The organism is Pectobacterium parmentieri (genome assembly GCF_001742145.1).
In the GTDB taxonomy this organism is placed as follows: Bacteria; Pseudomonadota; Gammaproteobacteria; order Enterobacterales; family Enterobacteriaceae; genus Pectobacterium; species Pectobacterium parmentieri.
The window spans coordinates 193,458-215,519 of the sequence record NZ_CP015749.1 but is presented as its reverse complement, the minus strand read 5'-3'; the positions used below and the strand labels follow the sequence as shown (position 1 = coordinate 215,519).

General features: G+C 51.3%; 13 protein-coding genes. 2 read left to right on the top strand and 11 right to left on the bottom strand.

Translation table 11 applies throughout. The annotated features are described in order from the left end of the window. Nucleotides 1–180: 180 nt before the first annotated feature. From eno to rlmD, 5 genes are all read right to left on the bottom strand, one after another. Nucleotides 181–1,476 (bottom strand): phosphopyruvate hydratase, encoded by a 1,296-nt coding sequence (gene eno / locus A8F97_RS00900; RefSeq protein WP_033071920.1) that lies wholly within the window; start codon nt 1,474–1,476, stop codon nt 181–183. 98 nt (nt 1,477–1,574) lie between these two features. Continuing rightward, complete coding sequence (gene pyrG, locus A8F97_RS00895) at nt 1,575–3,212, bottom strand: glutamine hydrolyzing CTP synthase (protein ID WP_005974672.1); 1,638 nt, start codon at nt 3,210–3,212, stop codon at nt 1,575–1,577. A 226-nt stretch (nt 3,213–3,438) separates the two neighbouring features. Further along, a complete protein-coding gene (gene mazG, locus A8F97_RS00890; protein WP_033071921.1) occupies nt 3,439–4,251 on the bottom strand; it encodes a nucleoside triphosphate pyrophosphohydrolase in 813 nt (270 codons plus the stop codon). 388 nt (nt 4,252–4,639) lie between these two features. Next, nucleotides 4,640–6,877, bottom strand: a complete 2,238-nt coding sequence (gene relA / locus A8F97_RS00885) for a GTP diphosphokinase (protein WP_014701204.1) — start codon at nt 6,875–6,877, stop codon at nt 4,640–4,642. Nucleotides 6,878–6,929: 52 nt separating this feature from the next. Continuing rightward, a complete protein-coding gene (rlmD, locus tag A8F97_RS00880; protein ID WP_015731112.1) occupies nt 6,930–8,279 on the bottom strand; it encodes a 23S rRNA (uracil(1939)-C(5))-methyltransferase RlmD in 1,350 nt (449 codons plus the stop codon). A 115-nt stretch (nt 8,280–8,394) separates the two neighbouring features. On the opposite strand from rlmD, the gene barA reads away from it, so the two are divergent. Then, entirely contained in the window at nt 8,395–11,181 is a 2,787-nt protein-coding gene (barA, locus tag A8F97_RS00875) for a two-component sensor histidine kinase BarA (protein ID WP_025919310.1), read from the top strand. A gap of 82 nt (nt 11,182–11,263) precedes the next feature. Here barA and A8F97_RS00870 read toward each other — a convergent pair whose 3' ends face one another. The 6 genes from A8F97_RS00870 to A8F97_RS00845 form a co-directional block, all read right to left on the bottom strand. After that, nucleotides 11,264–12,427, bottom strand: coding sequence for a glycerate kinase (locus tag A8F97_RS00870; RefSeq protein WP_014701207.1), 1,164 nt, complete (start codon nt 12,425–12,427; stop codon nt 11,264–11,266). Between the two features lie 176 nt (nt 12,428–12,603). Further along, on the bottom strand, nt 12,604–13,488 hold the full coding sequence (gene garR, locus A8F97_RS00865; RefSeq protein ID WP_025919312.1) for a 2-hydroxy-3-oxopropionate reductase: 885 nt from the start codon (nt 13,486–13,488) through the stop codon (nt 12,604–12,606). A gap of 90 nt (nt 13,489–13,578) precedes the next feature. After that, on the bottom strand, nt 13,579–14,349 hold the full coding sequence (gene garL, locus A8F97_RS00860) for a 2-dehydro-3-deoxyglucarate aldolase (RefSeq protein ID WP_014701210.1): 771 nt from the start codon (nt 14,347–14,349) through the stop codon (nt 13,579–13,581). A gap of 69 nt (nt 14,350–14,418) precedes the next feature. Beyond that, a complete protein-coding gene (gene gudD / locus A8F97_RS00855) occupies nt 14,419–15,759 on the bottom strand; it encodes a glucarate dehydratase (protein ID WP_014701211.1) in 1,341 nt (446 codons plus the stop codon). Nucleotides 15,760–15,795: 36 nt separating this feature from the next. Then, a complete protein-coding gene (locus A8F97_RS00850; protein ID WP_014701212.1) occupies nt 15,796–17,148 on the bottom strand; it encodes an enolase C-terminal domain-like protein in 1,353 nt (450 codons plus the stop codon). A 604-nt stretch (nt 17,149–17,752) separates the two neighbouring features. Next, the gene (locus A8F97_RS00845; protein WP_014701213.1) at nt 17,753–19,105 is read right to left on the bottom strand and encodes an MFS transporter; all 1,353 of its coding nucleotides are present in this window, start codon (nt 19,103–19,105) and stop codon (nt 17,753–17,755) included. A gap of 666 nt (nt 19,106–19,771) precedes the next feature. On the opposite strand from A8F97_RS00845, the gene garD reads away from it, so the two are divergent. After that, a complete protein-coding gene (gene garD / locus A8F97_RS00840; RefSeq protein ID WP_014701214.1) occupies nt 19,772–21,346 on the top strand; it encodes a galactarate dehydratase in 1,575 nt (524 codons plus the stop codon). The last annotated feature ends 716 nt before the right edge of the window (nt 21,347–22,062 follow it).

Genomic DNA, 22,062 nt, shown 5'->3' with positions numbered 1-22,062 from the left:
TCTAAAAAGCATCGGGAACATTTTTCAACGTTGCGTAAGCAACGGCCCGAAGGGTGGCAGACAAGGATGTCCGGCATAAAAAAATCCAGAAACGCTTTCACGCTTCTGGATTTTTGTGGTTAATCACGTTGATGTATATCAGACCGTTTTCTCAGCGACCTGATGACACCAGAGACGTAATTACTGGCCCTTAACTTCTTTCAGACCGTTGAACGGCGCAGAATCGCCCAGCGTTTCTTCGATACGGATCAGTTGGTTGTACTTAGCAACACGGTCAGAACGGCTCATAGAACCGGTTTTGATCTGGCCCGCTGCTGTACCTACTGCCAGGTCAGCGATGGTGGCATCTTCAGTTTCGCCTGAACGGTGAGAGATAACAGCCGTGTAACCTGCATCTTTCGCCATTTTAATTGCAGCCAGCGTTTCGGTCAGAGAACCGATCTGGTTGAATTTGATCAGGATAGAGTTAGCGATGCCTTTATCGATACCTTCTTTCAGGATCTTGGTGTTGGTTACGAACAGATCGTCACCAACCAACTGGATTTTGTCGCCCAGAACTTTAGTCTGGTAAGCAAAGCCAGCCCAATCAGACTCGTCCAGACCGTCTTCGATAGACACGATCGGGTACTGTTTGGTCAGATCTTCCAGGAAGTGGGTGAATTCTTCAGAGGTGAACGCTTTGTTGCCTTCGCCAGCCAGAACGTATTTACCGTCTTTGTAGAATTCAGACGCTGCACAGTCCATCGCCAACGTGATGTCTTTGCCCAGCTCGTAGCCTGCTGCTTTTACCGCTTCTGCGATAACGGCCAGCGCTTCGGCGTTGGAACCCAGGTTTGGCGCATAGCCACCTTCGTCACCAACAGCAGTACCCATACCTTTAGATTTCAGAACTTTAGCCAGGGTGTGGAACACTTCAGAACCCATACGGATGGCTTCTTTCAGGGTTTTCGCGCCAACAGGCTGAATCATGAACTCTTGAATATCAACGTTGTTATCCGCGTGCTCGCCACCGTTGATGATGTTCATCATTGGCAGAGGCATAGAATATTTACCTGGGGTGCCGTTCAGTTCAGCGATGTGAGCATACAGCGGCAGGCCTTTTGACGCAGCAGCAGCTTTAGCCGCAGCCAGAGAAACAGCCAGAATGGCGTTAGCACCGAACTTGGATTTGTTCTCAGTACCGTCCAGGTCGATCATGATCTTGTCGATGTTCGCCTGATCTTTCGCGTCTTTACCCAGTACAGCCTGAGCAATTGGGCCGTTAACCGCAGCAACAGCTTTCGTTACGCCTTTGCCCAGAAAACGGGATTTGTCACCGTCACGCAGTTCCAGCGCTTCGCGAGAGCCAGTAGAAGCTCCTGATGGCGCAGCAGCCAGACCTACAAAACCACCTTCCAGATGAACTTCAGCTTCAACAGTTGGGTTTCCGCGTGAGTCGATGATTTCACGGCCGATGACTTTAACAATTTTGGACATTAGATTTTCCTCAGTACAAGTTAAACTAAAACTTTAGATAGAACTAAAACCCTAGACGAACAACGCGCGATAGCGATCGCGCGTTGCTGATATAACTCTTACTTCACCTGACGTTTCTGGTACGCGCCAGCGGCTTTGACAAAGCCGGCAAACAGGGGGTGTCCATCTCGCGGCGTTGATGTGAATTCCGGGTGGAATTGACAGGCAACGAACCAAGGATGATCGGGTAACTCAACAATCTCCACCAGTTTGCGATCGGCGGAAAGACCAGCAACCCGTAATCCCGCCGCTTCAATCTGTTTCAACAGCATGTTGTTAACTTCATAACGATGACGGTGACGTTCAATAATCGTCTGCTCACCGTACATCTGACGCACCAGACTACCTTCGGTCAGATGGCATTGCTGCCCGCCAACGCGCATAGTGCCGCCCAGATCGCTGGCTTCATCACGGACTTCAACATTGCCGTTCTCATCACGCCATTCCGTGATCAGCGCAACGACAGGGTACTTACAGTCTGGCACAAACTCCGTTGAGTTTGCCCCTTCCATCCCAACAACGTTACGGGCAAATTCCATTAATGCAACCTGCATCCCCAGGCAAATGCCCAGATAAGGGATATTGTTCTCACGGGCGTAATTCGCCGACATGATTTTCCCTTCGACGCCACGATAACCGAAGCCACCAGGGATCAGGATAGCGTCTAAATCTTTCAATACTTCGACACCACGGGTTTCAACATCCTGTGAGTCGATCAGTTTGATATTTACCGTCAGACGGTTCTTCAACCCGCCGTGCTTCAGAGCTTCAATCACGGACTTGTAGGCATCCGGCAGCGCCACATATTTGCCGACCATACCGATAGTCACTTCGCCGCCCGGATTGGCTTCTTCGTACACAACCTGTTCCCATTCTGACAGGTTTGCTTCGGGACAGTTCAAGCTGAATCGTTTACAAATATAATCGTCCAGCCCCTGCGATTTCAATAGCGACGGGATTTTATAAATTGAATCAATGTCTTTAAGGGATATTACTGCTTTTTCCGGCACATTACAGAATAAAGCAATTTTTGCACGCTCATTGGCGGGCACGGTGCGGTCAGAACGGCAAATCAGCACGTCAGGCTGGATGCCGATAGAAAGCAGTTCTTTAACGGAGTGCTGCGTTGGCTTGGTTTTCACTTCGCCTGCCGCCGCCAGATATGGCACCAGCGTCAGGTGCATAAACAGCGTGTGCTCGCGACCCACTTGCACCGCCATCTGCCGAATCGCTTCAAGGAACGGCAAAGATTCGATATCACCGACCGTACCGCCGATTTCAACCAGAACAACATCGTGGCCTTCGCCACCTTCAATGATGCGCTCTTTAATCGCGTTGGTGATATGTGGGATCACCTGAATGGTCGCGCCCAGATAGTCGCCACGACGCTCTTTGCGCAGGACATCAGAGTAGATACGACCAGTAGTGAAGTTGTTGCGGCGCGACATTTTGGTGCGGATGAAACGCTCGTAGTGACCCAAGTCCAGATCGGTTTCGGCACCGTCTTCGGTGACAAACACTTCACCGTGCTGCGTCGGGCTCATCGTGCCCGGATCCACGTTGATGTACGGGTCCAGTTTCATGATGGTAACGTTGAGGCCACGGGCTTCAAGAATAGCCGCCAGAGAGGCTGCGGCAATGCCTTTACCCAGAGAGGAAACGACCCCGCCGGTCACAAAAATATAATTAGTTGTCATGCTGAACCTGAGAGTTTAGGTTTAAAGACGATGGGAGTACCAAGACGGGAAAGTAGTATACCTGAACCTGATGAACGCCACAAATGTTCGTTTTACACAATGTGGCGATTCCAACACACTTGCAGACGAGGTGAAACCACATTCACCACAACCTACAATTATCTTTAAAAACAGACAAATAAAAACAATAAAATCGATAAAAAACGACTTTACGGTTAAAAATGGATCAATGGCTGATTTCCTGTTTTTTCACCTGCTGCCATGCAGCTTCCATTTCATCCAGCGTCGCCTGTTCCAGCGTTTTTCCCGATGCAGTAACGATTTGTTCTACCTCACGAAAACGACGAGTAAACTTGCGATTTGCAGCCTGTAACGCATTCTCAGCCTTATGCCCCAGATGACGAGAGAGATTGACTGTGGCGAACAATAAATCACCAATCTCTTCACCTAATTTTTCTTCATCGACAACGGCTTGCCGTGCCTCAAACATCACCTCATCAATCTCTTCATACACTTTGTCGAGCACCGGGCCTAAGCTGTCCCAATCGAAGCCAACAGACGAACAACGCTGCTGAATTTTTTGTGCTTTCATCAAGGCAGGTAGCGCATCAGGAATATCATCCAACGGCGAGAGACGATCTTTTTCCGCACGTTCCTGCGCTTTTGTCTGCTCCCAATTTGCCAGCACCGCATCGCTGTCCGTCAGCGTCAGTTCGCCGAAAATATGCGGATGACGGCGTTCCAACTTGTCGCTAATGGCGTTACACACGTCGGAAAACTCGAACAATCCCTTTTCCTGTGCCATTTGTGCATAAAACACCACCTGAAACAGCAAATCCCCCAACTCACCACGCAGGTCGTCAAAATCCTGACGGCTGATGGCATCCAGCACTTCGTAGGTTTCTTCCAGCGTATAAGGCGCGATGGTGTCAAAGGTCTGCTTCTTGTCCCACGGACAGCCATTTTCGGGATCGCGCAGGGTTTTCATGATGGCGAGCAGGCGCTCGACGGAGGATAGATTTGTCAAAGATACGGTCATAATATTCCTGAAAAAATGTGTATAAAAATAGCAAAGTACGACAGCTAACTTCGGCTAAAAAGCGCAAAGACATCACTATTTTCATTTCAACGGCGTAAAAAATTGTGCTGAGATGCGCATGGTCGCCGAGTGAGCCGCATGGATGCGGCGAAAACCTGTGCCGCGTAGGGAACGCGTCACAGGTGGCTCGACAGCGGACATGTACATCGAAGGAACCGCAACGCGGCACAATTCTCGCCAAAAGCCAGGGTTCTGAGGGATGCGGCACCTGAGCATCCCTCAGTCGGGCGTGGCAATGGTGCCACAAAGAACAATATTGCTAACCACGCACGAAACTTTTCACCACACTCGTACAAGGTTTTCAACTGGCTGATGGTAAAACCATCATTTACGCCCCCTGCTGGCGCCGTGCATCAATCACATCCGGCAATTGGTTGAGCTTCGCCAGAATGCGACCCAACACTTGCAGGTTGTAGATTTCGATATCCATATCAATCGTTGCCAACTGCTGTTTGGTGTCACTACGGCTGGCAACGCCCAGTACATTGACCTTCTCATTCGCCAGAATCGTGGTGATATCTCGCAGCAAGCCGCTGCGATCGTTAGCAATGACTCTCACCACCAGCGAATAGCCGCTGGAGTAGCTTTCCCCCCATACCGCATCCACAATGCGCTCCGGCGAACTGGCACGCAGTTCGTCCAACTGTTCACAGTCAGCGCGGTGAATGGAAATTCCCCGGCCACGCGTGATAAACCCGGTAATTTCGTCACCCGGAATCGGCTGGCAGCAGCGGGCAATGTGGTGCATCAGATTGCCAACGCCTTCAACGACCACGCGACCGTTATCTTTGTTATTACTGCGCGCTGGCGGCTGATGCGTTTTTTGCGTCAGTTGGCGCAGGGCTGCGCGATCCAACTCCTCCGCGCTCGGCTGTTTTAACTGCGATTGCAGGAAATTCACCATCTGGTTCAGACGCACATCACCGCCGCCAATCGCAGCCAGTAACTCATCCAGCGAATTCACGTTGTAGCGCGGCAGCAACAGCTTTTCCGCCGCTTTCAGGCTAATCCCCAAATGCGCCAGTTCGTCATCCAGAATCTGTCGACCAGCCAGAATGTTCTTGTCGCGATCTTGCTTGCGGAACCAGTTCTGGATCTTGGAGCGCCCGCGACTGGTGGTGATATAGCCCAGATTCGGATTCAGCCAGTCACGACTTGGGTTCGGCTGCTTCTGGGTGATGATTTCAATCTGATCGCCCATTTGCAGTTGGTAGGTAAACGGCACAATTCGCCCGCCAATTTTCGCGCCAATGCAGCGGTGCCCGATATCGCTATGGATGTGGTAAGCAAAATCCAACGGCGTGGAACCCGCCGGAAGATCCACCACGTCGCCTTTCGGCGTAAAGACATAGACGCGGTCATCAAACACCTGGCTGCGAACTTCATCTAGGACATCATTCGAATCAGCAACTTCTTCCTGCCAGGCAAGCAGTTTACGCAGCCAGGCAATACGACCCTCGTAGCCAGAACGCCCGCCCACGGAAGTGCCTTCTTTGTATTTCCAGTGCGCTGCGACGCCCAGTTCGGCATCTTCATGCATCTGACGCGTGCGAATCTGAATTTCGAGCGTCTTCCCACCCGGCCCTAACACCACGGTGTGAATAGATTGATAGCCGTTCGGTTTAGGGTTAGCGACGTAATCGTCGAACTCGTCCGGCAGATGGCGATAGTGCGTATGCACGATACCGAGCGCCCCATAGCAATCCTGCAAACGTTCAACGACAATGCGTACTGCGCGCACGTCGAACAGTTCATCGAACGACAGCGCTTTCTTCTGCATCTTGCGCCAGATGCTGTAGATATGTTTGGGGCGACCGTAGATCTCTGCCTGAACGCCCTCTTCTTTCATCGCATCGCGCAGCGTTTTGACAAAATCATCAATGTACTGCGCGCGATCGATACGGCGCTCGTGCAGTAATTTGGCGATTTTTTTATATTCATCAGGATGCAGGTAGCGGAAGCAGAAATCCTCCAACTCCCACTTCAACTGGCCGATACCCAAACGGTTAGCCAGCGGCGCGTAGATATTGGTACACTCTTTGGCCGCCAACACCCGTTCTTCTTCCGGGGCATCCTTCACTTCACGTAGGTGTGCGATCCGCTCGGCGAGCTTAATCACCACGCAGCGGAAATCTTCCACCATCGCCAGCAGCATACGCCGGATGTTATCGACCTGTTCGGAGGAGCCCGAATCATTCTGCGTCGCTTTGAGCTGGCGGATTGCATCCATATCGCGCACGCCATGCACCAAATCAACAATGTTTTTCCCAAACGCAGCTTCCAGCGTCGGTTCATCGACCACGTTCGCATCTGCCAGCGGAAAGAGCAGCGCCGCACGCATGCTGTCATTGTCCATGCTAAGCGTGGACAGGATCTCCACCATTTCGATGCCGCGCCACAGCAGCAACGAGGCATCGGGCTGATCTTGCGTTTGCTGCTCACAGTAACGCCAGGTTTCGGCTAAACGTTCACACGATTGCTGACTGGCAATGCCCAATGAAGCAATCCACGCGTCAGGGACAAATTCACCTGCCGTATTCAAATGCGCACTTCTTACCGCAACCATAATTTCTCCCTACGTTACCCTTCACCTTGCAAACGACGCTGTACTCTGCTTATTAAGCCTTCCGCGTGCCGGAATCGTGCAAAAACAGTGCCATCGATTCAAGGTGTCCGGTATGTGGAAACATATCCAACATTGCGACATTCGCCAGCCGGTAACCGGCTGCGAGTAATACTTTACTGTCGCGTGCTAGCGTCGTGGCGTTACAGGAAACATACACCACCCGTTTCGGTGCCAATCTGGTTATTTGCTCCATCACGCCTGCCGCACCTGCACGTGCCGGATCAAGTAATATCTTATCAAAACCTTGAGCCGCCCACGGTTGCTGTGTGACGTCATCCTCAAGATTTTGGTGAAAAAATGTGACATTGGACAACGCATTGCGCCGGGCATTTTCGCGCCCTTTCTCGACGAGTGCGGTAACCCCCTCCACACCGACAATGCTGGCGGCACGCTGTGCCAGCGGCAGCGTGAAATTACCCATACCGCAAAACAGGTCCAATATTTTATCCTGCGGTTGTACATCCAGCCACGCCAGTGCCTGCGCGACCATCTGCTGGTTAACCGCGTCATTGACCTGAATAAAATCACGTGGGCTAAATGCCAGCGTCAGCCCGGCGACGTGATAAACCGGCTCTTCGCCATGTAGGCACGTCAACGAGTCGGCATCCGGTGCCAGATAAACCGAGACACTCTGCTGCTGGGCAAAATCACGCAACGCCTGCTCATCCGATGGATGCAGTGGATCAAGATGCCTCAGCACCAGCAGCGGACCGTTCTCCGCCTGCACCAGTTCCACATGCCCAAGACGCTTCACCGCTTTTAGTCGACTCAGACATTCGCGCAGCGGTTGCAGCAGCGCTTCAAGCTCTGGTCGCAATACCGGACAGGCCTTGATATCTACCAGATCGTGAGAATTGGGCTGCCGATAGCCCATCAATAGCCGCTGCTCTTTTGCCTGAAAGTATAACGCAAGCCGCGCACGTCTCCGATAGGCATAAGGTGTGCCAGCAATCAGCGATGCGGCTGGCAGTTCAACGCCCGTTTCTCGCGTCATCAGGCGCATCAATGCTGCGGTTTTGCTGCTCTGCTGCAGAGTAATTTCCGCATGCTGCTGTTGGCAACCGCCACAGCGAGTAAAATGAGGACATTGCGGCTCAACGCGCTGCGGACTAGGCGTCAACAGGCGTTTAAGTTTGGCATGTGAAAACTGACGCTTCTCTTCCGTCAGTTGCACCTCGGCCTGCTCTCCCGGCAGCACACCTGTGACAAAAACCGTCTTGCCTTCGTGACGCGCTACGCCCTGCCCAAACGGGTCAAGTGACGCCACCGTGACAGTGAGGTTTTTCGCTGGAACTGCTTTCCGGGTCGTCACACGCCGGTTTGGAGAGTAGAATTGCGCCATAATGTACTATCGATTTTTCTCTTGAGTTGAACGGCTGTACTCGAATTATTTAAGGTATAACTAAATTAAATAATAGGGTGCCTGGCATCCTCTAATTCTCCCACATTGGAACCTCATGACCAAATACAGTCTTCGTGCACGGATGTTGATACTGATTTTGGCTCCGACGCTGATGATCGGGCTGCTGCTCAGCTCGTTCTTCGTTATCCATCGTTACAATCAGCTACAGACGCAGTTGGCCGATTCGGGCACCAGCATCATTGAACCGCTAGCAACCATCAGCGCTTACGCCATTACTCATCGCCAGATGGACACGATCCCTGCGTTAATCAATACGCTTCATCGCCGCCACTCGGCAATTATTCGTACCATTAGCGTGTTCGATGCCCGTAATCAGCTACTGGCCACCACCAATGTCCGCAACAACGTGACATTACAGCCGCTCAGTAGCGATGCGCTTTCGTACAATAAGCTGCACCTGCACCACACGAACGATGCACTGATTTTGCACATGCCGATCGTCAATGACAGTGAATTCATGCCTGGCGGAGTGCAGCCCGGCACCGCGACACCTCTCGGCTATCTGGTGATCGAGCTGGATACCAGTACCATCCGGCTTCAGCAGTATCAGGAAATCTTTATCGCCGCGCTCCTGCTGCTGTTATCGTTGGGTGCCGCCGTTATTTTTGCCTATCGTCTGATGCGGGATGTCACCACACCGATCCGTAATATGGTGGATACCGTCGATCGCATTCGCCGCGGGCAATTGGATAGCCGGGTGGAAGGCTACATGCTCGGCGAGTTGGATATGCTGAAAAACGGCATTAACTCGATGGCGATGTCGCTGACCGCCTACCACGAAGAAATGCAGCAAAACATCGATCAGGCGACCTACGATCTGCGAGAAACGTTGGAGCAGATGGAGATCCAAAACGTCGAGCTGGATCTCGCCAAAAAGCGAGCGCAGGAAGCGGCGCGCATCAAGTCCGAATTTTTGGCGAATATGTCACACGAACTGAGAACGCCGCTGAATGGTGTGATCGGTTTCACCCGCCAGACATTGAAAACCTCACTGAACACCACGCAGACCGACTATTTGCTTACCATTGAGCGATCCGCCAATAACCTGCTGAACATTATTAACGATGTGCTGGATTTCTCGAAGCTGGAGGCCGGAAAGCTAGTACTGGAGGATATTCCGTTCTCCCTGCACAGCACGCTGGACGACGTTGTGATGTTGCTGGCGCATACGGCACATGAAAAAGGGTTAGAACTGACGCTCAGTATTCAGAATGACGTTCCCGAACAATACGTCGGCGATCCGCTACGGATACAGCAAATCATCACTAACCTGCTGGGCAATGCGATTAAATTTACTGAACAGGGCAACATTGACATTCGAGTAGAAAAGCGCCGACAGGAACATCATCAGGTTCAGCTAGAGGTACAAATATGCGATACCGGCATCGGTATCGCCGAGTTGCAGCAATCGCAACTGTTTCAGGCTTTCCGTCAGGCTGACACCAGCATTTCACGCCGTCATGGCGGTACAGGGCTTGGGCTGGTCATCACCCAACGTTTGGTCAAAGAGATGGGCGGCGACATCAGCTTTCAAAGTCAGCTCAACAAAGGCTCGACCTTCTGGTTCCACATCACGCTGCCGCTCAATCCCCACACCGTACCTATTGAGCCGGTTTACACGATGCTGCAAGGTAAACATCTGGCCTACGTCGAGTACCATCCTATCGCCGCACAGGCCACGTTGGATATCCTGAGCCAGACGCCGTTGATGGTGAGCTATAGCCCGACATTTGAGCAATTGCCGGAAGGGGAATTTGATATCCTGCTGCTCGCCATTCCCGCGCAATATCGCAATACACTACTCGACTACACGCCCAGACTGCGCGATATCTGCCGCCGTGCGCCGTGTGTGATTTTGGCGCTGCCCAGTCTGGCGCAAATGGATGCCGAGCAGTTGAAGGCTTTCGGCGTGCATGCCTGCCTGAGCAAACCGCTTGCCGCATCACGCCTGTTACCACTACTACAGAACAGCACGCTCTTCCAACTCTCTTTCCTGCCGAGCGACACCACATCGCATCAGGGTACAGTACGCCATCCAGCCCGTCTGCCGCTGAGCGTGATGGCGGTAGATGACAATCCGGCTAATCTGAAACTGATCGGCACACTGCTGGAGGAACAGGTCGATACGATTATCTTGTGCGAAAGCGGGACAGAGGCGATTGCACAGGCAAAAATGCATCAAATCGACATTATCCTGATGGATATTCAGATGCCGGGTATGGATGGCATTTGCGCCAGCGAGTTGATCCGCCAGATCCCTCATCATGCCACTACGCCCATTATCGCGGTGACCGCGCAGACGATGACGGGTGAACGTGAACATCTGTTGAGCTCGGGTATGGATGACTATCTGGCTAAGCCGATAGACGAGCAGATGCTGAAAAGCGTGCTAACACGTCATGCGCGGAAAGATCCGTTGAAGCGCGATCGGGCCGACATGGTGGGTCTACTGAGCGAGCACGACGATAGCCAACTGTCACTCGACTGGGCATTAGCGCAGCAACAGGCGGCCAACAAACCGGAACTGGCGCGTGACCTGTTACAAATGCTGTTGGATTTCCTACCGGAGGTGCAGCGGAAAATAGAGAACGTGCTAAATGGTCAGACGGATGACGATATTATCGAGCTGGTCCATAAACTGCACGGCAGTTGCAGCTACAGCGGCGTTCCGCGTCTGAAACGCATCTGCCGCTATCTGGAACAACAGTTGCGTAAAGGTGTTCACGCCAACGATCTCGAACCCGAATGGCTGGAATTACTGGACGAGATTGACAACGTTAACAATGCCGCCCAGCCGCATATCAATCCCCGACTCCCATAATCAATGGCCGACATAGCCCGGTCTCTTCGCCACATTTTATGTGGCTGTGGAGACAGTTTCGTGTGCTGACAATACAGCTATTTCATGCTCCTTCGTAGCACGCGCCCGATACTGACTGCGCCAGTCGGATCGTGGCGGCGATGTTACGCGCCGTCATTCGCACATTCTCTGCCGCATTATCCAACGCTTCTTCGAGTGAGCAGATGTTGTAAAGCACGCTGAATACGGCATCCAGACCATGTTCATGCACCACGCCGACATCTGCCGTCAGGCTGCCTGCAATACCAATAACCGGTTTATTATACTGTTTGGCGACTCGCGCCACGCCAATCGGTACTTTGCCATGGATCGTCTGGCTATCGATGCGCCCTTCCCCAGTAATCACCAGCGTGGCATCCCGAACCAGTTCATCCAGCCCCAGCGCTTCCGTGACAATCTCGATTCCCTGACGAAGCTCAGCGCCGCAAAAGGCCTGTAACGCCGCGCCCATTCCCCCTGCCGCGCCGGCACCAGGAACCTGTTCCACATCCATGTCCAGATCGTGACGGATCACTGCAGCATAATGTTTCAACGCATTATCTAACTGTTCGATCATCTCCGGCGTTGCGCCTTTCTGAGGACCAAAAATCGCTGATGCGCCCTGTTTTCCCGTCAACGGGTTGGTCACATCGCAGGCCACTTCAAAACGACAGTCTTTGATACGTTCATCCAACTTACTGATATCAATGCGCGCAAGTTTGTCGAGTTCACCACCACCAAAACCAATCTGTTCGCCCTGTTTATCCAACAGTTTCGCGCCCAACGCCTGCACCATGCCCGACCCGCCGTCATTGGTTGCGCTCCCGCCAATCCCGATGATGCAATGCTGGACACCATGATCCAACGCGCAGCGAATTAACTCACCTGTGCCATAGCTGGTAGTTTTTAATGGGTTACGCTGTTGTGAAGGCACGCGCTCCAGGCCACTTGCCGCCGCCATCTCAATAAACGCCGTTTTTTCATCGCCAGACAGGCCAAAGAACGCGTCAATATTATCGCCTAACGGTCCTGTCACCTTAACATTAACAATCTTACCATCGGTCGCAGCAACCATGGCTTCAACCGTGCCTTCTCCACCATCTGCAACGGGCAATTTGACATAGCAGGCATCGGGAAATATTTCACGAAACCCCTTTTCAATCTGCGTAGCAACCTCTTGTGCAGACAAGCTTTCTTTATAAGAATCCGGTGCGATCACTATTTTCATAAACGATCCGATTTCATCAACGTTCCGATTGCATCAATAATCCGCGCGCTCATGAAATAGCGCTTATACCCATCAGCTTTCAGGGCAGAGATCCTGAAATCTCTTGGGTAGATCAGAATGCTTATCTGCCAGTCGGCTGGCATCCTGTGCCAGCCTCGTGACTATCGCTTCACGGCTTATCGCGTAACTTCTACTTTAGCCAGTTTCTCGTAGTAACACGCAAGCGCACTGTGGTCAGCCGATCCCAGATCGTCCGCTTTCAGCGCCTGCATCATTTCCATCACCGCCGCCGTTAACGGCAACTGTGCACCAACGCCGTGTGAAGTATCCAAGGCATTTGCCAGATCTTTGATATGCAAATCGATACGGAACCCTGGCTTGAAGTTACGATCCATCACCATCGGCGCTTTCGCATCCAACACGGTGCTGCCCGCCAACCCACCGCGGATCGCCTGATAAACCAGATCGGGGTTAACCCCTGCCTTCGTCGCCAGCACCAGCGCTTCAGACATAGCGGCAATATTGAGTGCCACAATGACCTGATTCGCCAGTTTGGTGACGTTGCCCGCGCCGATATCGCCGGTATGTACAACGGAACCTGCCATTGATTTAAGAATTTCAAAGCAGCGGTCAAACTGCACTTTGTCACCACCGACCATCACGGACAGCGTGCCGTCGATCGCTTTAGGCTCACCGCCGCTAACCGGGGCGTCCAGCATGGCGATCTCTTTCGCCGCCAACGCAGCCGCAATTTCACGGCTGGCAAGTGGTGCGATGGAACTCATATCCACCACAATGCTTCCGGCACGCGCGCCATCAATGACGCCGTTTTCACCCAGCACCACCTCTTTAACGTGCGGAGAGTTAGGTAGCATGGTGATGATAATGTCGCTCTGCGCCGCAACCTGTTTTGGCGTTTCAGCCGCCGTTGCACCCGCCGCTACCACTTCCGCGACCGCGTCCAGATTTCTGTCCATCACGACTAATGAGTAACCTGCTTTCAGCAGATTTTTACTCATCGGTTTTCCCATAATGCCCAGCCCAATAAAACCAATTTTCATCGCCCTAACCTCATTGTCTGATGTAGATATCACTTCAATTCACGATGGCCCCGTCTCATGACGAGCCCGATTCGCAGCGGAATGTCTGAATCACTTCTTGTATTTGTCGCTCAGCGCCTGTGTCGCGCTGCGGAACACGCCCAGATCGCTACCAACGGCCACAAAGCTTGCGCCCCATTCCAGATAGCGACGCGCATCGGCTTCAACCGGTGCCAGAATGCCGCACGGTTTGTTATGTGCCGCCGCGCGATCGAAGATGTGGCGGATCGCCTTCTGCACCTCAGGGTGGTTAGGCTGACCGAGATAGCCCAGCGCCGCAGACAGGTCGCTCGGGCCAACAAATACGCCGTCTACGCCATCGACTGCGATAATCGCATCCAGATTGTCGAGGCCGTCCTGGCTTTCGATTTGCACCACGACGGTAATGTTGTCGTTAATCTTGGCGAAATAGTCCGGTTCGGTGCCATAGCTGTTGCTACGATGCGCCACGGAAACGCCGCGAATACCGGCTGGCGGATAACGAGTGGAGGCAACCGCACGCGCGGCTTCCTCCGCCGTTTCTACAAAGGGGATCAGGAAGTTATTGAACCCAATATCCAGCAACCGTTTGATGATGATCGGTTCATTACACGGCGGACGGACGACAGGCGCGCTGTGGCTACCTTTCAGCGCCATTAGCTGGGGAATAAACGTCACGATATCGTTAGGCGCGTGCTCTCCATCCAGCACAAGCCAGTCGAATCCCGCGAGCCCCAGCACTTCGGTTGAAATCGGATTGCCTAGCGCACACCAGCAGCCAATCAACGTTTTCCCCTGCTGCAAATCTTGGCGAAAACGGTTAGGTAACAGCGGAGTCTTCATTTTTTATCCTCGGTCATTCCAGCGCCGCTTGCCTGAAGCGGCGCGCTCAAAAAACGGAAAAGCAGAACGTTAGCGAACCAGACACGGACGTTTATTATCAAACGTCCACTCAGGAATAAGGTACTGCATTCCCATTGCGTCGTTACGTGCGCCTAATCCCATGTTTTTATACAGTTCGTGTGCTTTCATTACCTGATCCATATCCAGCTCGACACCCAGACCCGGTTTCTTCGGCACTTCCACCATGCCGCCAACAATCTGCAACGGTTCTTTCGTCAGGCGTTGGTTGCCTTCCTGCCAAATCCAGTGCGTATCAATTGCCGTAATCTTACCCGGAGCCGCTGCGGCAACCTGGGTAAACATCGCCAGTGAAATATCAAAGTGGTTATTGGAGTGAGAACCCCAGGTTAAGCCCCATTCGTGGCACATCTGCGCCACGCGAACGGAACCTTGCATCGTCCAGAAGTGTGGATCGGCCAACGGAATATCGACCGACTGCAGCGAGATGGTGTGGCCCATTTGTCGCCAGTCGGTGGCGATCATGTTGGTCGCGGTAGGCAGCCCCGTCGCACGACGGAACTCGGCCATCACTTCACGACCAGAGAAACCTTGTTCTGCGCCACACGGATCTTCTGCATACGCCAGAACACCGCGCAGTTGTTTACCCAAACCGATGGCTTCATCCAGTGACCAGGCACCATTCGGGTCTAGCGTGATGCGCGCCTGCGGGAATCGTTTCGCCAGCGCAGTCACCGCTTCGGCTTCTTCACTACCGGCCAGTACGCCGCCTTTCAGTTTGAAATCATTAAAACCATATTTTTCATACGCGGCTTCGGCCAGACGCACGATGGTTTCTGGCGACAGGGCTTCTTCGTGACGCAGACGATACCAATCACACTTCTCATTCGTCTGATTCTGGTAAGGCAGATCGGTCTTATTACGATCGCCGATGTAGAACAGATAACCCAGCATTTCTACTGCATCACGCTGTTGACCATCGCCCAACAGTGAAGCCACGCTGACATTGAGGAATTGCCCCAGCAGATCGAGCATGGCAGCTTCTATCCCCGTGACGACATGGATGGTGGTACGCAGATCGAACGTCTGCAAACCGCGCCCAGAGGAATCACGATCGGCGAACTGCGCACGCACTGCCGTCATCACGTTTTTGTATTCGCCTAGCGTTTTGCCCACCACCAGCGCGGCAGCATCCTCCAGCGTCTGACGGATTTTCTCACCGCCGGGAATTTCGCCGACACCGGTATTCCCGGCGTTATCTTTCAGAATCACAATGTTACGCGTGAAATAGGGTGCATGTGCGCCACTCAGGTTGAGCAGCATACTGTCGTGACCTGCAACCGGAATAACCTGCATGTGGGTAATAACCGGCGTTGAATTTTGCAACGTCATTTTCTTATCCTTATCTCTCTAATTTTTTATGTAGGGTTAGCGGCCAAAAACCGGGCGTTTGCGATCAAACTTCCAACCTGGGATCAAGTACTGCATAGCGACGGCATCATTACGTGCCCCGCTCGGTAATTTCTTGTACAGATCGTGGGCTTTCATGACCTGTTCCATATCCAGCTCAATCCCCAGACCGGGGCGCTCTGGCACCTTAATTTTACCGTTGACGATTTGCAGCGGCTCTTTGGTCAGATGCTGGCCTTCCTGCCAGATCCAGTGCGTATCAATCGCCGTCGGGTTACCCGGAGCCGCAGCCCCCACGTGTGTAAACATCGCCAAAGAGATATCGAAATGGTTATTTGAATGGCAGCCCCACGTTAGGCCCCATTCGTCGCACATCTGAGCAACACGCACCGCGCCGTGCATCGTCCAGAAATGCGGATCGGCCAGCGGGATATCGACCGCCTGCAACATCACGGCATGGTTCATTTCGCGCCAGTTGGTGGCAATCATGTTGGTTGCTACCGGTAGCCCGGTTGCACGGCGGAATTCCGCCATCACCTCACGGCCGGAGAAGCCTTGCTCAGCACCGCACGGGTCTTCCGCATAAGTCAGAATACCCTTCATGTCTTTACACAAGTCTATCGCTTCATCCAGCAGCCAGGCACCGTTTGGATCGACGGTAATACGCGCATCCGGAAAACGCTTTTTCAGCGCTTTCACGGCATCGATTTCCTGCTCGCCGGGCAACACACCGCCTTTGAGCTTGAAATCTTTAAATCCGTAGCGGTCAGTGGTGGCTTCAGCCAAACGCACAATCGCTTCGCTGTCCATCGCCTGCTGGTGACGCAGGTGGTACCACTCATGCTTGCCTTTTTCACCGGATACTTTCTCACCTGATAAATAGGGTAAATCCGTCTTCGTGCGATCGCCGATATAGAACAGATAACCGAGCACAGTGACTTCATCACGCTGCTTACCTGGCCCCAGCAGTTCGGCAACAGGGACACCCATGAATTGCCCCAGCAGATCGAGCAGTGCCGCTTCGAGTGCCGCCACCGCATTCACACGCAGCTCAAACGTCCAGGCCCCTTTGCCGAAGGAGTCAAAATCAGAAGATTGGTTGCCGAGATGAATGTCATGAACCAGACGATTCATCCGAGCGATTTGTTCGCCTTTCACGCGGGGAATCGCTTCAACCAGCGTGTTGTAAATAACTTCACCACCGGGCGCTTCACCAACACCGGTATGCCCAGCACTGTCGGTTAAAACCACAAGGTTACGGGTGAAGTAAGCACCGTGTGCGCCACCGATATTCAGCAGCATGCTGTCATAACCCGCAACGGGGATGACTTTCATGTCGGTAATGACAGGCGTCGCTGAAAAGTTTGTCATTACAGGCTCCCGTCATGAATAGAGCGCACAGAATGTACGCGTAGATTTCCGATGTTTGCCAAAACGCAGGAGCACGTTGGGACGGGTGAACATAATTCAGTCATACAGAAATAAAAAACAGATGGTGCACCAGTAGATGATTTCATGTTGTTTTCCTACTTTATTAGCGCGACCTTGTTTTTACTCTGATTTGGAATGAACCATGCTTGTAGGGTGATCAGAATAAAAACAGGTATAACTCCCTTAATACCGAAATAACACGGTCAGGAAAGCGGTGCCATAATCCGTGCCGCCTTACCAACCTCAGTAAAAAGTATAAGTTTTCTTATTTCACAACTCATTGGGCAATAGCACAGCATTCCCTATCGAAATGCAGATTAAATATGTCATTATCACAAGCGAATGGGAGGTGTTTCACGAAAACCGAGAAACGCGAATTTCTGCCTGATAAACATCGGAATACGTACTATTGGCACCTAATTTCGAAGAGGTAAATCCCTACTTTTCATGACATAAATAAAGAACAAAACGCCGAACCATCAGTATGACGGCACAGCGTTTTGTGTTACTGCTTAGATGCAGATTAATGCAGTAGCGAATGGTTTTAATTCTTAACGAATGGCTTCAATTCGATACGTTTAATATCTTGCACGATGAACAGGTAGCTGACGATGGCAACCAGCGCATGGATCCCGACATACACCAGACCGCCATTGAAAGAACCGGTCATGCCGATGATGTAGCCAATCGCAATCGGCGTCACGATACCAGACGCATTACCAAACATGTTAAACAGCCCGCCGCTTAACCCACTGATTTCTTTCGGCGCGGTATCGGCCATTACTGCCCAGCCAAGCGCACCAATACCTTTACCGAAGAAGGCCGCAGACATCACCGCAATGACAACCCACTCGGTTTCAACGTAGTTACAAATCACCATCGACATGGAAAGCAGCATACCCAGCACGATAGGCGTTTTACGGGCAAAGGTCAGTGAATTGGTCCGACGCATCAGATAATCAGAAATGATGCCGCCCAGAACGCCTCCCACAAAACCGCAGATAGCAGGAACCGAGGCGACAAATCCCGCTTTTAGGATCGACATGCCGCGCGCTTGAACCAGATAAAGTGGGAACCAGGTGATGAAAAAGTAGGTCAGTGCGTTAATACAATATTGACCGATGTAAACACCAAGCATCATGCGAGACTGCATTAATTGCTTGATCTGATGCCATTTTTCACCCTTCACTGGCGCTTTCTTCGACCCTTTGGCGTCCATATTGATCAGTGCGCCACCCGCTTCAATATAATCCAGTTCAGCCTGATTCACGCCAGGGTGATCTTTGGGATCGTGGATCACTTTAAGCCAGACAAAGCTGAGGATGATACCCAATCCGCCCATGAACCAGAACACATGCGCCCAACCTACGGCGTGTACCAGCCAGCCCATGATAGGAGCGAAGATCACGGTCGCAAAGTACTGTGCCGAGTTGAATATCGCGACAGCCGTTCCACGCTCTTGTGCGGGGAACCAGGCAGCCACAATTCGACTATTTCCCGGGAAGGAAGGTGATTCACACAAGCCGACCATAAAGCGCAGGAGGAACAGAGAAATGACAATGCCCGCACCGCTGAAAATATCGACAAAGCCTTGTAATAAGGTAAAAATCGACCAGGTGAAGATACTGTAGAAATAGACTTTCTTTGAGCCAAAGCGATCGAGCAGCCAGCCTCCAGGTATTTGACCAATAACATATGCCCAGGAGAACGCAGAGAAGATAAATCCCATCCCTACCGCGTCCAATCCAATCTCTTTGGACATAGCAGAGCCAGCAATGGACAATGTGGCGCGGTCGCCGTAGTTAAATGACGTGACAATAAACAACATCACGACAATCCAGTAGCGGGCGTTTGTTCTCTTTTGTATCGCGCCAGCTGCTGAGCTTACTGTATTCATGATGAACTCCTGCTTCAATCGCGGTTCGCTCATTCATTCCAAATAACAGATAACGGTGTAGGGTTATCAGAATGAAGATCAGTGGATATCCCCGTCATACTTCAAGTTACATGTGCGTTGGCTGCGTTCACTCACCCGAATCATTTACCTGAGTAAGTTCATCGGGACTCTTTCTCTTGCCGCCTACCTGAAACTCAAATTATTTAGGGTATAGTAAATTCCCGTTTTTATTTTTTTGCGAATAGTCAGGCTATATAGCTTCAAAGTAATTAGCTGACATCTTCAAATCGCAGGAACATTATAATTTTTACCTGCTGGGTGCTCACTAGATAAAAGCACAACATTAAAATTGCCCGTTAGAATATGTTGGTGCACTTGCCCTATATAGTGCGAGGTGTTTCACGAAAAATGCCGTTATTCTCTTTTTACATTCATTTACCTTATTTTCATTTCCATCCTAAAAAACACACACAGACGGAATGTGATCAAACTCACCAAAAATTGTATTTTCGCCTGATAAATAAGAAGTAAAAAGCACTGGCTTAGGTCAATTGCATAATGTACGAGAAGGGATCCTCACGTATACTCGTTAGCGAGCAATGAAGTTAGTGATGTGGCAATAGTTGCCACACTATGTCGAATAAACAAATAATAAAGGCTTGCATCATGTCAGATAAATCAGAAAGTAATGCTGCACAAGAGCAGCCACTTTATATTAAGGTCCATGATTCTGATAATGTTGCCATTGTTGTTAATAATAATGGCTTACGTGCCGGAACCCGTTTTAATGATAATCTGGAATTAATTGAGCATGTTCCACAGGGACACAAAGTTGCCCTTGTTGATATCATCAAGTCAGGTGCCATCATCCGCTATGGTGAAATTATCGGGTATGCACTGCGCGATATTGCCCAAGGAAGCTGGATTGATGAATCCCTGGTCGAATTGCCTCAGGCTCCTGCGCTGGAAACCCTGCCGCTGGCGACCAAAATTCCCCCCACCCTGCCCCCGCTGGAAGGTTATACCTTTGAAGGTTACCGTAACGCCGATGGCAGCGTAGGTACGAAGAATCTGCTAGGCATTACCACCAGCGTACACTGCGTCGCGGGCGTGGTTGACTATGTGGTCAAAATTATCGAGCGAGATTTATTGCCCAAATATCCCAATGTGGATGGCGTAGTCGCGCTCAATCATCTCTATGGCTGTGGCGTGGCAATCAATGCCCCTGCCGCAGTGGTTCCCATTCGCACCATTCACAATCTGGCACTGAACCCAAATTTTGGTGGCGAAATACTGGTGGTGGGTCTGGGCTGTGAAAAATTACAGCCGGAACGCCTACTGGAAGGAACGCCAGATGTACAAGCCATCTCCCTCGATGACACCAGCATTGTCCGCTTGCAGGATGAACACCATGTTGGCTTCCGATCGATGGTGGATGACATTCTGACAATGGCCGACAAACACCTGCAACGATTGAACAAACGTCAGCGTGAGACTTGCCCAGCATCAGAGTTGGTTGTCGGCATGCAGTGTGGCGGCAGCGATGCTTTCTCTGGCGTCACCGCTAATCCAGCCGTTGGTTTTGCCTCCGACCTGCTAGTACGCTGCGGCGCAACCGTCATGTTTTCTGAAGTAACCGAAGTGCGTGACGCCATTCATCTGTTAACACCGCGCGCCATCAATGAAGAAGTTGGTAAACGTCTGCTGGAAGAAATGGCCTGGTACGATAACTATCTCGACAGCGGCCAGACCGATCGTAGCGCCAACCCATCGCCGGGCAACAAAAAAGGTGGCCTCGCGAATGTGGTGGAAAAAGCGCTCGGCTCCATCGCAAAATCCGGCACCAGCGCCATCGTCGAAGTCCTGTCCCCCGGCCAACGCCCAACCAAACGCGGGCTGATTTACGCGGCAACGCCAGCCAGCGACTTTGTGTGTGGTACTCAGCAACTTGCTTCCGGTATCACCGTACAAGTTTTCACCACCGGCCGCGGTACGCCCTATGGCCTATTGGCTGTACCCGTAATCAAAATGGCGACCCGTACCGCATTGGCAAACCGCTGGCACGATCTGATGGACATTGATGCAGGTACGATTGCGACCGGAGAGGCCACGATTGAAGACGTCGGCTGGCAGCTTTTCCATTTTATTTTGGATATCGCAAGCAACAAGAAAAAAACCTGGTCCGATCAATGGGGACTTCATAACGCCTTGGCCGTTTTCAACCCGGCACCGGTAACCTGATTATCTTTTTCCGCAGGTCGGGGGCATTCGCCGGCCTGCGGATGGCGTTATTTGATCTATAATAAATTCGGCTTCAATGAGAATGTGAAAAAACGCAGAAAAAGAATAACAAGTAGCAATGCAGAAACATTTTATTTCATTGAAGCAATAAAATAACATAAAAAAATTAACAAGTGATTTTTCTTAATCAGAAACGACGCTTATATAGAACACATCTCCAGTAAAAATTCCATGTTCTACTCACCTATTCTTCATCGTTTTTTCTCTAATTATTTATTGCCAATAAAATGAATCAATTGACAGGTAATCGTCCTCATCATAAATTTATGCGTGCTGAAAAAGCGTGCTAACACTGATGACATATTTGTTACAAACATATAGTTACAAATATATAGTTACAAAATCTCCATCACGCACAATATAGGGTTAATAGTCCGTTCATTATAAATAGTGCCTAGCATTACTTTATATAAGCGAGTAAGAACCTATTCCAGTAGGCGTTATTGGTGCAGTCAATTTGGACACGGACAGCGCGCAGACAACATGTAACGCATGTTGAACGGATGCGAATTCGGCCCAACGGGCGTTCAAACGCAATGGCGTTTGTGCGAACACTGCCTAGGTTCAAAATGGAAAATGAAATAGCCCTAATGGGGTAGGTTCTAAATCACCCAAAAAATTTCAGTATACCTATTTGAATAACTTGAATATTTACA